Annotated in this window: 11 protein-coding genes; 4 read left to right on the top strand and 7 right to left on the bottom strand. The window is 56.7% G+C overall.

The window, feature by feature from the left end; all coding sequences use genetic code 11:
* Window positions 1–238: 238 nt before the first annotated feature.
* Genes leuS through FZF01_RS11670 form a run of 4 tightly spaced genes read left to right on the top strand, consistent with a single transcriptional unit; the run spans window position 239 to window position 5690 of the window.
* Window positions 239–2845, top strand: a complete 2607-nt coding sequence (gene leuS / locus FZF01_RS11685; RefSeq protein ID WP_150278355.1) for a leucine--tRNA ligase — start codon at window positions 239–241, stop codon at window positions 2843–2845.
* 19 nt (window positions 2846–2864) lie between these two features.
* The gene (locus tag FZF01_RS11680) at window positions 2865–3413 is read left to right on the top strand and encodes an LPS-assembly lipoprotein LptE (RefSeq protein ID WP_188434400.1); all 549 of its coding nucleotides are present in this window, start codon (window positions 2865–2867) and stop codon (window positions 3411–3413) included.
* Window positions 3414–3419: 6 nt separating this feature from the next.
* On the top strand, window positions 3420–4466 hold the full coding sequence (holA, locus tag FZF01_RS11675; protein WP_150278353.1) for a DNA polymerase III subunit delta: 1047 nt from the start codon (window positions 3420–3422) through the stop codon (window positions 4464–4466).
* Window positions 4467–4484: 18 nt separating this feature from the next.
* On the top strand, window positions 4485–5690 hold the full coding sequence (locus tag FZF01_RS11670) for an MFS transporter (protein ID WP_150278352.1): 1206 nt from the start codon (window positions 4485–4487) through the stop codon (window positions 5688–5690).
* Between the two features lie 12 nt (window positions 5691–5702).
* Here FZF01_RS11670 and pmrG read toward each other — a convergent pair whose 3' ends face one another.
* The 7 genes from pmrG to FZF01_RS11635 all read right to left on the bottom strand — a co-directional run bounded on the left by pmrG (window position 5703) and on the right by FZF01_RS11635 (window position 14743).
* Entirely contained in the window at window positions 5703–6347 is a 645-nt protein-coding gene (pmrG, locus tag FZF01_RS11665; protein ID WP_150278351.1) for a lipopolysaccharide core heptose(II)-phosphate phosphatase PmrG, read from the bottom strand.
* A 66-nt stretch (window positions 6348–6413) separates the two neighbouring features.
* Complete coding sequence (locus FZF01_RS11660; RefSeq protein ID WP_150278350.1) at window positions 6414–6755, bottom strand: TraR/DksA family transcriptional regulator; 342 nt, start codon at window positions 6753–6755, stop codon at window positions 6414–6416.
* A 9-nt stretch (window positions 6756–6764) separates the two neighbouring features.
* Window positions 6765–7622 (bottom strand): universal stress protein, encoded by an 858-nt coding sequence (locus FZF01_RS11655; RefSeq protein ID WP_150278349.1) that lies wholly within the window; start codon window positions 7620–7622, stop codon window positions 6765–6767.
* A gap of 21 nt (window positions 7623–7643) precedes the next feature.
* On the bottom strand, window positions 7644–9128 hold the full coding sequence (locus FZF01_RS11650) for a SulP family inorganic anion transporter (RefSeq protein WP_373286440.1): 1485 nt from the start codon (window positions 9126–9128) through the stop codon (window positions 7644–7646).
* A gap of 456 nt (window positions 9129–9584) precedes the next feature.
* Entirely contained in the window at window positions 9585–10670 is a 1086-nt protein-coding gene (gene cfa / locus FZF01_RS11645; protein ID WP_229734544.1) for a cyclopropane fatty acyl phospholipid synthase, read from the bottom strand.
* 295 nt (window positions 10671–10965) lie between these two features.
* Window positions 10966–12474, bottom strand: a complete 1509-nt coding sequence (gene nhaB, locus FZF01_RS11640) for a sodium/proton antiporter NhaB (RefSeq protein ID WP_150278517.1) — start codon at window positions 12472–12474, stop codon at window positions 10966–10968.
* A 349-nt stretch (window positions 12475–12823) separates the two neighbouring features.
* The gene (locus FZF01_RS11635) at window positions 12824–14743 is read right to left on the bottom strand and encodes an LTA synthase family protein (protein ID WP_188434402.1); all 1920 of its coding nucleotides are present in this window, start codon (window positions 14741–14743) and stop codon (window positions 12824–12826) included.
* Window positions 14744–14811: the final 68 nt, after the last annotated feature.

Below are 14811 nucleotides of genomic sequence, written 5' to 3'. Positions count from 1 at the left end.
CCTGCGTTGAAAATCCGCTCGCCAGATAACCTGAGCATAGTTGCCTTGAGCCGCTACGCAGGTCCGCGGCGACGAATGGCATGGGCTACCTGCTTGCAGCCCGGTGGTGTATCCTGCGCTATTGATTTATGCAGCGGCCTGTCCAGCATCGATTGACTGCTCCAAGGGCGTCTCCGGGATCACCGCAGACCCGCGCTGCATGACTACCTTTTCCGCCAGACGAGCCCAGACCGTTCACATGCAAGAACAGTATTCTCCCCGCGATATAGAAAGCACAGCCCAGACAGAATGGACCCGCAACGAAGTCTTCAAGGTAACCGAGACTCCGGACCAGAACACCTTCTACTGCCTGTCCATGTTCCCCTACCCCAGCGGCAAGCTGCACATGGGGCACGTGCGCAATTACACCATCGGCGACGTGATCAGCCGCTACCATCGCATGCAGGGCCGCAACGTGCTGCAACCCATGGGGTGGGACGCGTTCGGCATGCCTGCGGAAAATGCGGCAATGAACAACAACGTAGCGCCGGCCAAGTGGACCTACGACAACATCGACTACATGCGCACCCAGCTGAAAAGCCTGGGGTTGGCGATGGACTGGTCGCGGGAATTTGCCACCTGTACGCCACAGTATTATCGCTGGGAGCAGTGGCTGTTTACCCGGCTGTTCGAGAAGGGCGTTATCTATCGCAAGAACGGCACCGTCAACTGGGATCCGATCGACCAGACTGTTCTGGCCAACGAGCAGGTTATCGACGGCCGGGGCTGGCGCAGCGGCGCGTTGATCGAGAAACGCGAAATACCGATGTATTATTTCCGTATAACCGACTACGCGGAAGAACTGCTGACTTCCCTGGACGGCCTGACCGGCTGGCCTGAGCAAGTCAAGACCATGCAACGTAACTGGATTGGCAAGTCGGTAGGTATGGAAGTGCACTTCCCCTACGACCAGGCAAGTATTGGCGAGAACGGCAAGCTCAAGGTCTTCACCACCCGCCCTGACACCTTGATGGGTGTGACCTATATGGCAGTTGCAGCGGAACATCCGCTGGCCACCATCGCTGCCAAAGGTAACCCACAACTGCAAAGCTTTATCGATGAATGCAAGCGTGGCGGCGTGGCTGAAGCCGATATCGCCACCCAGGAAAAAAAGGGTATGCCGACGTCCCTGTTCGTCGAGCACCCCCTGACCGGCGAAAAGCTGCCGGTGTGGGTCGCCAATTACGTGCTGATGACCTATGGCGAGGGTGCCGTCATGGCCGTGCCTGCCCACGATGAACGCGACTTCCATTTTGCCAACCAGTACGGGCTACCCATCAAACCGGTTGTGCGCACCAGCGCTGGGGATGAAACGCCGGAACCATGGCAGGATGCCTATGGCGAGAAGGGTGAACTGATCAACTCAGAAGAGTTCGATGGGCTCGACTTTGCCAGTGCCTTGGAAGCCATCGGTGAGGTGCTGTCACAGAAAGACCTGGGCGCACCACGCACTCAATATCGTCTGCGTGACTGGGGTATCAGCCGTCAACGCTATTGGGGCTGCCCGATCCCGATCATCCACTGCGACACCTGCGGAGATGTGCCGGTACCCGAGAACCAGTTGCCCGTCATACTGCCCGAAGATGTAGTGCCCGACGGCAATGGCAGCCCCCTTGCCCGCATGCCCGAATTCTACGAATGCAGCTGCCCTACCTGCGGCGCACCGGCCAAGCGTGAAACCGACACCATGGACACCTTTGTCGAAAGCTCCTGGTATTTCGCCCGCTACGCCTCACCGCACTTTGAACAGGGCATGGTCGATCCCGCCGCTGCGAACTACTGGCTGCCGGTCGATCAGTACATCGGGGGCATCGAGCACGCCATTTTGCACCTGCTCTACGCCCGCTTCTTCCATAAACTGATGCGCGATGAAGGCTTGCTCGACTCCGATGAGCCGTTCAAGAACCTGTTGACCCAGGGCATGGTAATTGCCGAAACCTACTACCGTCTGGCCGAAAACGGCTCCAAGGTCTGGTTCAACCCAGCGGACGTTCAAGTCGAACGTGACGCCAAGGGCAAGATCGTCGCGGCCCGCCTGGCCAGTGACGGACAACCGGTGGAAATTGGCGGCGTCGAGAAGATGTCGAAATCCAAGAACAACGGCGTTGACCCGCAATCGATGATCGATCAGTACGGTGCCGACACCTGTCGTCTGTTCATGATGTTCGCCTCGCCGCCGGATATGAGTCTGGAATGGTCGGATACCGGAGTCGAGGGTGCGCATCGATTCCTGCGCCGGGTCTGGCGTCTGGCGCATCAACACGTTACTGCAGGGCCAACGCATAAGCTGGACAAGACGCGCCTGGATGATGACCAGAAAGCCGTGCGCCGTGCGATTCATCTGGCGATCCGTCAGGCAAGCCAGGATATCGGCCAGAATCACAAGTTCAATACCGCGATCGCCGCCATCATGACCCTGATGAATGTGCTGGAGAAAGCGCCGCAGGCCAGCAATCAGGATCGCGCCCTGCTGCAGGAAGGCCTTGAGGCGGTCGTGCTGCTGTTAGCGCCGATTACCCCGCACATCAGCCATGGTCTCTGGCATGCACTTGGCCACGAGGATCTGGCAGTACAGGCACAATGGCCGGTGCTGGATGAGTCCGCTCTGGTCCAGGACACCCTGCAACTGGTGATTCAGGTGAACGGCAAGCTGCGCGGGCATATCGAAGTCGAAGCCGCGGCAACGCGGGAAACAATAGAAGCAATCGCGCGCGCCAATGAAAACGTCCTGCGCTTTACCGAAGGCCTGACCATCCGCAAGGTGATTGTGGTGCCCGGTAAGCTGGTCAATATTGTCGCCAACTGACATGCAACGGAGAGCCAACATGTTAACGAACCATCATCGCCAGTTGCTTGGCTGCATGCTGATAGCCCTGAGTCTCGCGCTCAGTGGTTGTGGGTTCCACCTACGCGGTACTGGCGTGGATAACGTCCAACTCGAGGAGCTGCAGCTAAGCGCGCGCAACAGCTACGGCCAGCTGTATCGCAATATCCGCCAGGCACTGCAAATCGATGGCGTGGAAATAACCCAAACCGCTCCCTATCATCTGCAACTGCTCGAAGAGCGTGAGGACAAGACTGCCGTCAGCTATACGAGCCGTGCTACACCAGCCGAATTCGAGCTGGAGACCAGTCTCACTTTCCAGATCAGCGACGAGCGTGGCCGGGCTCTGGTAGGCCCGGCAACACTCAAATCCCAGCGACTCTTTGTCAACGATAGCGATAACCTGACCGGTACCAGCGAGGAAGAAGATCTGCTGCGCCGCGAGATGCGCAATGATCTTACCCGGCAGTTGCTGTTTCGCCTGTCCAGCCTGAGCGAAAGCGAGCTCTCGGCCCGCGAGCAGGCGCTTGACAGCCAACAGACGCCCTGAGGCCGGATGAAACTCAACGCTGGCCAGTTGGCGCGCCAACTCAAGGAAAGCCTGGCCCCGGTGTATGCAATCAGCAGCGACGAACCGCTGCTTGCCGGTGAAGCGGCCGACCAGGTCCGGGCTGCGTGCCGGCGCGATGGCAGTGAGGAACGGCTGGTCTTCCATGTGGACCGCTCCTTCGACTGGGGCCAGCTACATGACACCAGCCACAGCCTGTCACTCTTTGCTCAAAAACGCCTTGTCGAGCTGCGCATACCGGGCGGCAAACCCGGGGATGAGGGCGCCAAGGCAATACTGGCCTGGCTCGACAGCCCACCGCCTGACACCACATTACTGATCAGCCTGCCCAAACTCGATGGCAGTACCCAGCGCACCAAGTGGGCCAAGGCACTGACCGAGCATGCCAACAGCCGCTTTCTCCAGATATGGCCAGTGGATGCCCAGCAATTGCCCGGCTGGATGCGCGAGCGGCTGGCTGCCGAGGGTATTACGCCCAGTGCAGAAGCACTCGATCTGCTGAGTACCAGGGTCGAGGGCAATCTGCTCGCAGCCGAGCAGGAAATCCAGAAACTCAAACTGTACTGTGACGCCGGTCATCTCGATCTGGAGACGGTCCAGAAGGTAGTTGCCGACAGCGCCCGTTTCGATGTGTTTTCGCTGGTCGATGCCATGCTGCTGGGCCAGGCCGCACAAGCGCTCAGAATTCTGCAGGGCTTACGCGGTGAAGGGGTCGAAGCCCCCATAATACTCTGGGCACTGGCCCGGGAGATCCGTAGCCTGGCCAGCATGGCCCATGGACTCAAACAGCAGATCCCCCTCGACCGGGTCTTCGCCAGCCAACGCCCGCCGGTCTGGGACAAACGCAAGCCTGTGTTGGGCCAAGCGCTGCAGCGGCATTCCGCGACCGCCTGGGATCAGTGGCTGCAGGCGGCGCAACAGATTGATGAACAGATAAAGGGGCAACAGCCCGGCTCCGCCTGGGATGGTCTCAGCGCCATGGTGCTGGCTGTCGCCGGGGTCCGGTTAACCCTGACTGCACCCGCTCCACACTAATATCCGCAGGACCTACCCATGCTGTTCAGGCGCCTTCTGCCGTTTCTTCAGGAAAACCCCTCCCTGGCTCTATTTGCGCTGCTCGCTACGGCCTCTTCGGGGTTCGGCCAGACGTTCCTGCTCGGCCTTTTCGGCGATCAATTGCGCAACGCTTTCGGCCTTTCTCATTCACTTTACGGACTGACCTATAGCCTCGCCACCCTGTGCTCGGCCGCGCTGCTGCTGCGGTTCGGCTCCCTGCTCGATCACTGGTCGCTGCGCCGGGTCACACTGATGGCCATCCTGGTACTCAGCGCTGGCTGTTTGATGCTGGGCCTGGCCGGGTACCTGTGGATGCTGGCGCTCGGGTTTCTTCTAGTGCGGTTTGGCGGTCAGGCCATGCTCTCGCATATAGGCATGACCACGGCCGGACGTTATTTCAGTCTTAATCGAGGCAAGGTAGTGGCTTTCAGCGCCAGCGGTTTTCCCTTGTCAGAGGCGGTGTTACCGCTGCTGATCTCGGCACTGGTGGTAGCTGTTGGCTGGCGTGGAAGCTGGATCGCCTCGGCGGTTATCCTGCTCATCGTACTATTGCCCCTGATGCTCTGGCTAAGCCGTAATGCCAGTCATCCACAGGCAAGCGGTGATCACGCCGAGCATACCCTGACTGGTTGGACCCGTGCTGAGGTGCTGCGCGACCGCGGATTCTATCTGCTTTTACCTGCCTCGATAGCAGTCCCGTTTATCGTCACGGCATTGTTCTTCCACCAGGGGGCGATCACAACGCTCCGTGGCTGGAGCTTGGAAGACTTTGCCCGTGCGTTCATCAGCTACGGCGCCGGACACTTCCTGAGTCTGTTTCTGGCCGGCGTGCTGATTGATCGTGTCGGCGCGCAAAAGCTCTTGCCGGTGGCGCTGATACCGCTGCTCTCCGGCCTGCTGGTGCTCGGCTTAAGCGGTGCCGATTGGATACCCTGGCTGTTCCTCGGGTTACTCGGCTTGAGCCAGGGCGCGATGAACGCCACCCTCGGCGCCCTGTGGCCGGAACGCTATGGAGTGCGCCACATCGGCGCAATACGGTCGGTGATGCAGGCCATCATGGTGCTCTCCACTGCGGTAGCGCCGGTGGCCCTGGGGCTGCTTCTGGACGCAGGGGTCGGCATCGCCGGCCTGGTAGCGCTGCTTGCCGTGTATACGGCAGCTTCGGCAGCCCTGGCGGCCACCGCGGCAAGAGCCTCAGCGTAGCAGGCTCGGCGACTAGAGGACGTCGTTGGCCTCGAACACCCGATCCCAGTCTTCTACATCAAGGAAGCCCTTGACGCGTGGATGGCCAACATCCGTTTTCGCTATGAGGAAGATCGAAGTACCGTAATCCGGTGTGTCGCTTGAGAATCCGAGCGCTTCCTCGAACCGGGCAATACAGGTGCTATGTGTTATCAGTACAAGGTTTTTGCCGGGCTGCTTGAAATGCATGACATCCTTTAAAAGCGAATCGCTTTTACGGCATTTATTCAGCCAATTGCGATCACCGCTATGATCTCCGAACAGAATATCCGCAGTTTGGTCGGTACGGGTCATCGGGCTGTTGTACAACATCGCCTGATCCAGACCCAACTGGTAGAAATCCTCTGACAACGCTTTGCCGATATCCACTGAACGCGCGGTGATGCCGTCCCGCCCATCCAGGCAGGGCCACTCCGAACGGTCACAGCGCTCCAGGTGCCGCACCAGCACCACCACCTCGCCGAGTTGCCAGCTCTGCAGCACCCTCTCTTGGGTATCATCACTCTCATTGGATAAATCAGGCAGCTCGGGCGGATCCAGTACCCATGCGGCCAATGCAATCGCGGCAATAAATGGCAACGCACGCCCCACTGGTCGTAAAAGTCGCTTCAGTTTCACGTTCTCTCCCTTCGTATCACTGTCTGGCCTCGGAGGTTTTGTGTATTCGGGGCACGGGTCGAAAGTTCAGTGCTGGGCTGCACACTCCACACACAGATGGGCCGCCGGATCAATCCTCAGCCGCCCGGCGGCTATAGGTTCGCCGCACTCTTCGCAGTAGCCGAAGTCATCTGACTCAACGCGTGCCAGCGCCCTGACCAGCCTTTTCAGTTCCTGCTGGTTACGTATCTTCGTGGCATCAAGCATAGCCTGCTGCTGCATTGCATCCATCCGTGACAGGCGACCGACCCTGGCTTGGTCCAGCTCGACCGCCTCACTGCGCGAAGAGCCCGCTGCACAACCCGCCTCAAACTCGGCAATGCGGCGATGAAGCAGCCCATCCAACTCGGCTCGCAGCGTCGAGTCCATATCAGCTACTCAGCGCAGCAATAAGACGGGACGGGACGTTTTCTGCAGGATATTGGTCGTGGTACTACCCACAAAAAACTGACGGATCCGCGAGTGGCCGTAGGCACCCATGACCAGCAGGTCGATATCGTGCTCCTGTTCGTAGTCCATCAGCACCTTCTCGACTTCACCGGCCTTGATATTTACATGAACCTCAAAACCGGCCTTTTCCAACCGGTTCTTGGCAGCGTTGATTGCTTCCCAGGCATCATTGGTATCGGCGCCAACCATCACCAAATGGATCGGTAGCCCAACGAATAAGGGGCTGTCCGCGAGCATCTCGACCCCCTTGCGTGTAGTCGCACTGTTATCGAACGCGAGCATCACGCTGGCGGGTTTGCGGAATTCGCCAGCGGTGACCAGGATCGGCCGATGCATGGTGCGGATCACGCTTTCCAGGTGACTACCCACATGCTGGCCCACGGAATCACCTACCTCACCCTGGCGACCGATGACCAGTAAGCGAATCTCGTGCTCAAGCTCATTCAGGGTTTCAACCAAATCGCCGTTACGTTGCCGGCTGAGCGGCTCTGGTACGCCATCGGCGCGGGCGCGCTCAACTGCAGCCTCCAGCATCAGGCGACCCTGCTCACGCATCAACCTGCCACGCTTCTCATCCAGCTCGGCCAGCTCGTCGAGCAGGTGCTCTCGACTGCCAAGGCCGATGTTGCCTGACAGATCACCGCGAGGCTGAGCATGCTGCTGGTCAAGCACATGGATAAAGACCAGCGGGGCGTCCAGGGCCAGACTGGCCCAGGCCGCGTAATCACATACACCCGTCGAGGAAAGCGACCCGTCGATGCAGGCCAGAACGGTATTCTTGGTCATCGGTTTATTCTCCTTGTTCATTTAATGACCCATCAACTGGTCAACGGCGTCAGGCTTGTCGTGTACTCCGAAGCGGTCGACGATGGTCGCGCTGGCCTCGTTGAGTCCGATGATCTCGACTTCGGTGCCCTCACGGCGGAACTTGATCACCACCTTGTCGAGCGCGGCAACCGCCGTAATGTCCCAGAAATGCGCGCGGGACAGATCGATCACCACCTTATCAAGGGCTTCCTTGAAGTCAAAGGCGCCGACGAACTTGTCGCTGGAACTGAAGAACACCTGGCCAACAACGTTATAACGACGCTCAATGCCTTCAGCAATCGAATCGCTGCCAATATGCAGGTAGTGGCCCATCTTGTTGGCAAAGAACATGGCTGCCAACAGCACGCCCACAAACACGCCGTAAGCGAGGTTATGGGTAGCAACCACCACAACCACGGTGGCCACCATGACAATATTGGTCGACAACGGGTGCTTCTTGAGATTGCGCAGTGAATCCCAGCTGAAGGTACCAATCGAGACCATGATCATCACTGCTACTAGTGCCGCCATGGGAATTAACGACAGGTAATCACCCAGAAACACTACCATCACTAACAGAATGACACCCGCTGCAAAGGAGGAAAGCCGCGTGCGACCACCTGATTTGATGTTGATGATCGACTGACCAATCATTGCACAACCGGCCATACCACCGAGAAGGCCTGAACCAATGTTAGCGATACCCTGACCCTTGCACTCGCGGTTCTTGTCGCTGGGCGTGTCAGTCAGGTCATCGACGATAGTGGCCGTCATCATCGATTCCAGGAGGCCCACTACCGCGAGCGCAGCAGAGTAAGGGAAGATGATCATCAGGGTTTCGAAATTCAGCGGCACCTGGGGCCAGAGGAATATCGGAAGAGTATCGGGCAGTTCGCCCATATCACCGACGGTACGAATATCCAGTCCCAGATAGAGCGCCAGTAGAGTCAGTACCACAATGCAAACAAGCGGCGAAGGAATCATCTTGCCGATTTTGGGTAAGTACGGGAAAAGGTAGATGATCGCCAGACCACCTGCCGTCATCGCATACACATGCCAGGTAACGTTGGTCAGCTCTGGCAGCTGGGCCATGAAGATGAGAATTGCCAGGGCGTTGACGAAGCCCGTCACCACAGAACGTGAAACAAAGCGCATCAGTGATCCCAGCTTGAGGTAGCCGGCACCAATCTGCAGCAGGCCGCACAGTATCGTTGCCGCCAGCAAGTATTCAAGCCCGTGGTCGCGTACCAGGGTGACCATCAAAAGCGCCATGGCACCGGTTGCTGCCGAAATCATACCTGCACGTCCACCGGTAAAAGCAATCACCACCGCGATGCAGAACGAAGCGTACAGACCGACCTTAGGATCCACTCCGGCAATAATCGAAAACGCAATCGCCTCGGGGATCAACGCCAGGGCTACCACAACACCAGCGAGAATATCGCCACGGATGTTGGAAAACCAATCTTGTCTTACTGATTGCATCAGGGTCATACAATTCGTCCACTTGGAAAATAAGGGCCCGGACTTTTTGCTGCATGCCGTGTTCGCCTGACGATCCCGAATGGGGCAACCAGGGCACAGCTTTCAACGGCAAAAATAACAGGGTCGTATCAGGAAACTCAGGATTTAATTCACAGCCAGATAAGATCAGGCCGGATAAAGACTGCCTTGGGTAAACAATAGCGCCAGACTTTAGCGCTGTTTACCAGGGCAACTACACACAAGCAAAGGTATAGCTTGCGGATGACAAAGTGTCATCTGGGGAGGTAAAACCTATGGCGGCGTAGCGCCGGGAAAACTGTTCATCGGCTTGTCCGGTAAGGGGTCCGTTTAGAGGGGGCGTACTCTATCACAGGAGATAGCCGCAGGCTATCAACCAAATGCTTTCAATTCGCACACAACGTAGCCTGTTAGCTTTCTGTTCAAGCCATCAAGAACTCACTCGGACACACGCTGATACCCACCGCTTACGCCTTCCTTGGAGAGCACCCACTGCCAGAGCTGAATATCTCTCGCCCGGAATGCTCCAGCGCAAGACAAAAGGTAATACCGCCACATCCGGTGAAAGCGCTCGCCCAACTGATTGGAAAATCGCGGCCAGGCTTTTTCGAAATTCTCATGCCATGCCATCAGGGTACGGTCGTAATCGGCGCCAAAGTTGTGCATATCCTCAACTACAAAAAGTTCATCTGCAGCATCTCCCAGCTGTCCGATGGAGGGCAGGTCTCCATTGGGAAAAATGTATTTGTCGATCCAGGGATCCGGGGCAGACTTGCGGGTGTTCTTGCCAATTGTGTGCAGGAGAAACAGGCCGTTATCTTCAAGGCAGCGGTGGGCTACTTCCATGAATATACGATGATTCTTACGACCCACATGCTCGAACATGCCTACGCTAGCTATGCGATCGAATTTCTCTTCCAGATCGCGATAGTCCATCAACCTGAAGTCCAGTGGCAGGTCAGGGTAGCGAGCCTTCACCCAGGCGGCCTGCTCACTGGAAATTGTTACACCCACGCACTCCACACCGTAATGCTCAGCTGCATAGCTCATGAAGCTCCCCCAGCCACAGCCAATATCCAATACACGCATTCCGGGCTCAAGCTGCAATTTGCGGCAGATAAGGTCGAGCTTGTTGGTCTGCGCCTGCTCCAACGTCTCTGCATCTTTCCAGTAACCACAGGTGTAGGTCATTCGCTCATCGAGCATGGCGGCATAGAAATCATTGCCTAGATCGTAATGCTGCTCGCCGACCTGCCACGCTCGCTTCATGGTCTGCAGGTTAAGCAGGCGGGCACGCAAACTGTGAATCACCAGGCGCAGTGGCTGCACTTCCTTATCAAGACGGGCGTCGAGTAGATGACAGAAAAACTCGTCCAGATGCGGGCAGTCCCAGTCGCCATCCATATAGGCTTCACCCAAGCCCAGATTGCCTTTGGACAGCGCACGCTCGGGGACGCCGGGGTGATTGAGCTGTATATCCCACGGACGGTCGCCGTTGATCTGAATATCAGCACGATCAAACATTGTTTTTACCGTGTTATGAAAAGAACTTTCGTTCAGCTCCGTGTTTTGTTTTTCTTCATACATAGGTGACGAGGACATTACGAGCTCCTGACTGCTTTAGCAGGAGCGGCTAGAAGCGATCATTTATCACTCCGGACGCTCCCTCTGACTTTCATCCCATTTCCAGCGACATATATCGTGCCCAGTCATCAGTTGGACCTAAAATAACTGCGGCGTCAGAGAATGCGTACATTAAGGTGGCGTAACGCCATTCAGGTTCGCTAATTTCATTTTGCTTACTCCTTAAACACGGGCTTTAGAGCCAGTTTGCTACCGCGATATAACCTACCCCCCCGAGAACCACAGTATAGGGTAGCGCCATGACGACCATCCGTCCGTACGACAAACGCACCAGTGGCGCGATGGCAGAGGTCAGCAGGAACAAAAAAGCCGCCTGACCATTGGGTGTAGCTACGCTTGGCAGGTTGGTACCCGTATTGATCGCAACAGCCAGCAGTTCGAAGTGCTCCCGATCGATCTGCCCTGAATCAAGCGCCTGCTTGATTTCACTGATATATACCGTGGCAACAAAGACATTGTCGCTGATCATGGACAGCAGTCCGTTGGCGAGGAAGAACATGCCGGGCTGTTCGTCGAGGGGCAGCGCCAGCACCATGGCAATGATCGGGCTGAACAGATGTTGCTGATGGATGACCGCAACAATGGCGAAAAACACCACCAACAGCGCAGTGAACGGCAGAGCTTCCTGGAACGCCTTGCCAATCTGGTGCTCGTCGGTAACGCCATTGAAGCTGGTCATCACAATAATCACCAGCAGACCGATCAGACCGACTTCAGCAACATGAAAAGCCAGACCAAGGATCAGTACCAGAGCCGCAAACGCCTGAACAATGAGCTGAGCCTGCTGCGCTTTCCCTCGCTTGCGCTGTTCTTCTGCGGCGAATTCCTCGAGCACACGACGCACATTACGGGGAATCTTTGCCCCGTACCCGAACCAGCCGGTTTTTTCCAGCAACACGCAGGTAAGCGAGCCTGCGGCCAGGACAGGCAAACTTACCGGCGCCATACGCATAAAGAATTCTGCAAAATCCCAGCCTGCTGTTTTGGCGATCAGCAGGTTCTGCGGCTCCCCCACCAGCGTGCATACGCCACCCAAGGCGGTACCAATTGCGCCATGCATAAGCAAGCTGCGCAAGAAAGCCCTAAATGACTCCAGATCATCACGATGCAGCTCAAGGGCCTCGTCATCTGGATGAACCACTTTCTCTGTTTGGGTCTTGTGGGGAGCGGAGGCTACCTTGTGGTAAACCGAATAGAACCCCACTGCCACGCTGATAATAACGGCGGTGACGGTCAAGGCATCGAGAAAGGCTGAGAGCAATGCCGCGGTCAGGCAGAACAGCAAACTCAAGGAGGACTTGGAGCGCACGCCAAGCAGTATTCGGGTAAAAACCAGCAGTAACAGGCTTTTCATGAAGTAGATGCCGGCCACCATGAACATCAACAGCAGGATCACCGGGAAATTCAGTAGCATCTCGGCGTAGAGCGCCTCGGGGGTGGCCATGCCGATCAGTAAAGCTTCTACGGCGAGCAATCCTCCCGGAAGAAGCGGGTAGCACTTGAGCGCCATGGCCAGGGTGAAAATGAATTCCGCGACCAGAATCCAGCCTGTTACGTACGGGCCGAGCAGCCAGAGGAATACCGGGTTCAGAACAAGAAATGCAAGGATAGCCTGCTTGTACCACTTAGGCGCATTGCCGAGAAAATTGTGCGCAAACGCACTGCCGAGAGTCGTGGTTGGAATGTTCAATTTTTGATCCAATGTTACGGGCTGGTAAAACCCAAACACAAAAAGACGCGTTCTGATCCGGCTGTCCGGTTCAGTTAGAGCGTCTTGTTGTTTTTTTTACGCGAAAATTATTGCACGCAAGCGCGCGCAGGAAGGAAGCCACGAAAAGGCCGGGGTGTGGGACGCTATGGTGGCGTAACGCCGGAGATAAAAGACATGAACATGTTCGCAACGAGTAAAATAAAAGGCCGGACCTTAGCATACAAAATAGCCAGACGCTATCACCCGGTGTCTTTCGATCAGATACCACAGACCAGGTCCCGGATGATAACCGTCGGCTAGCCACATCAGGTTTCAGCCCGAATTAGCGATCCAGTCCCCGTGTCCAGTTATTCAGATTGAGCTTGTCGATCACCAGGTGCGTCAGCAAAGCGGCGCGGAGCTCGAGCGAATATTGATCCGGGGCGAGGGATCGAGCTGCGGTCGATTCTGCGGAAAAGGATACGGCAAGGCGCGCCGGAGTGAACTCCAGCTCGCTATTGGTGCGCAGCAAGCCGACCATTTCGCCTTGATTTACCCAGGCTTCATCAGGAAGGGCGTCGCGAAATATCGATTCCCCAAAAGCAACAAATGGCTCTGTGGAGCCCATCAGATCGACTACGGTTGGCAAGATATCGTAATGGGAAACAAGCTTGTCGGATCGGTGCGCTGAAATCAGCTTTGGAGCATAAACAACCAGCGGAACGTGGAAACGACTGCGCAGACTGCCGGCGGATGCCCGCAATACATGATCAGAGGTTATCAGGAACACGGTATCGTCATACCAGTCGCTCGCCCTCGCCTTGGCCATGAACTCCCCCAGAGCCCAATCGGAATAGGCAAGGGTGTTGAGGTAGCCATTCTCGCTGGCGCTATCATGGGGAAAGCGATGAAATTGCTTGCCGGGATCGGCGAAAGGTTCATGGGTAGTGCCGGTAAAGACCACGCCCATGAAGGGCCCCTTTGACGCCATTCTGTCCAGCCGCTGATGAAAGAACTGTAATGTGTCGTGGTCCCAGCCAAAGCGTGGCGTGGGCTCGGGGTAGTCCATTACCAGGGGTATGTCTTCCTGTCCGAAATATTCAGAGAAACCCAGGCTGGCCGCAACGGCGTTCATCCGGAAGGAGCGACGTGTGGAAGACTGCACGAACACGCTCTCATAGCCTCGCTCGGCGGCCAGGTTGCCTACTCGCGACATATCCACCTGCTCCAGCCCCTCGGACAGACGCGGTTGCCCGGGTAGGACAGGGACGCCGGTCAGTATGGCTTGCAGGCTCTGGATGCTGCGCTGGGCGGCCGCATAGTGGTTGGTATATACCTGTGACTGCTCCAGCAAGGCATCCATATTGGGCGTTACGCCCAGATCTTTGCCAGAAAGCCCGTCGATATAATCGTTGCTCCAACTCTCCAGAACGATCAGGACAATATTCGGGCTGGAGTGGGGCGTAGGTTGGTCGCCGTATTGACGCACGAAGGGGTTGGCTTGAGAAATATTGAGCTCTTTTCTCAGCGCCGCCTCAGTGGAATCCGAAACCGGGCTTTTCAGTACCTTGTCGAGGTTACGACTGGTATGAATAACAGAAAACGCCGCATTCATTGCCAGGTTAGCCAGTCGGGCATCACCCAGGGCATGGGCGTCAACGACATTGAGCGTCTTGCCATCCAACACCAGACCACGTCCGAGCAAAACAAGCAGGGGCAGCACCAAAACCAGGGTAAGCCATGCGTGGGGCCAGCGTGGCGCCGGTCCGTCCATCACGTCGGATCTGATCAGTTTCCACCAGGCCCAACCGCCGAGGAGTGAAACCATGAGCAGGGCGATGAATTCTTCGCGTCTGGACGAAACCAGCAAGTCAACGACGAAGGGCCAGTCGTTGACCATGAACAGTAACTCCGCTCCTAGATGACGTTGCACCTCCCCATAGAAAGCGATGCTGGCTATGCCCAGCACAAGAACCAGTAGAAGAGGCAGGATTGCAAGCAGCATCCAGCCCTGGCGCCATAAGGGATGGGCGGCAAATCGGAACGGAACCAGTAGAGCCAGCAGTATCAGGGCATTGAGCTGGGTGAGGACTGCCAGATCAAACCTCGCGCCAACCCATAATGTCCTTAGCCCCTCCAGAATGGTTATCCCTGCAAACGAGTCGGGATAAGTCACCCACAGCGCGAGGCGCAAACCGAGGCATAACAGCAGACCCACCAGATAAATGATCAGCAAACTGCGGAGATTAGACGGGATCCTCAATAACACCTCTTTCAATTTCTGCCACCCAGCCATCGAACCAAAATTTTATACGGGGCTTCAAATTGCTT

Source organism: Halopseudomonas salina, assembly GCF_008641105.1.
The sequence above is the reverse complement of the archived record's forward strand: the minus strand, read 5'-3'. Positions and strand labels throughout refer to the sequence as shown.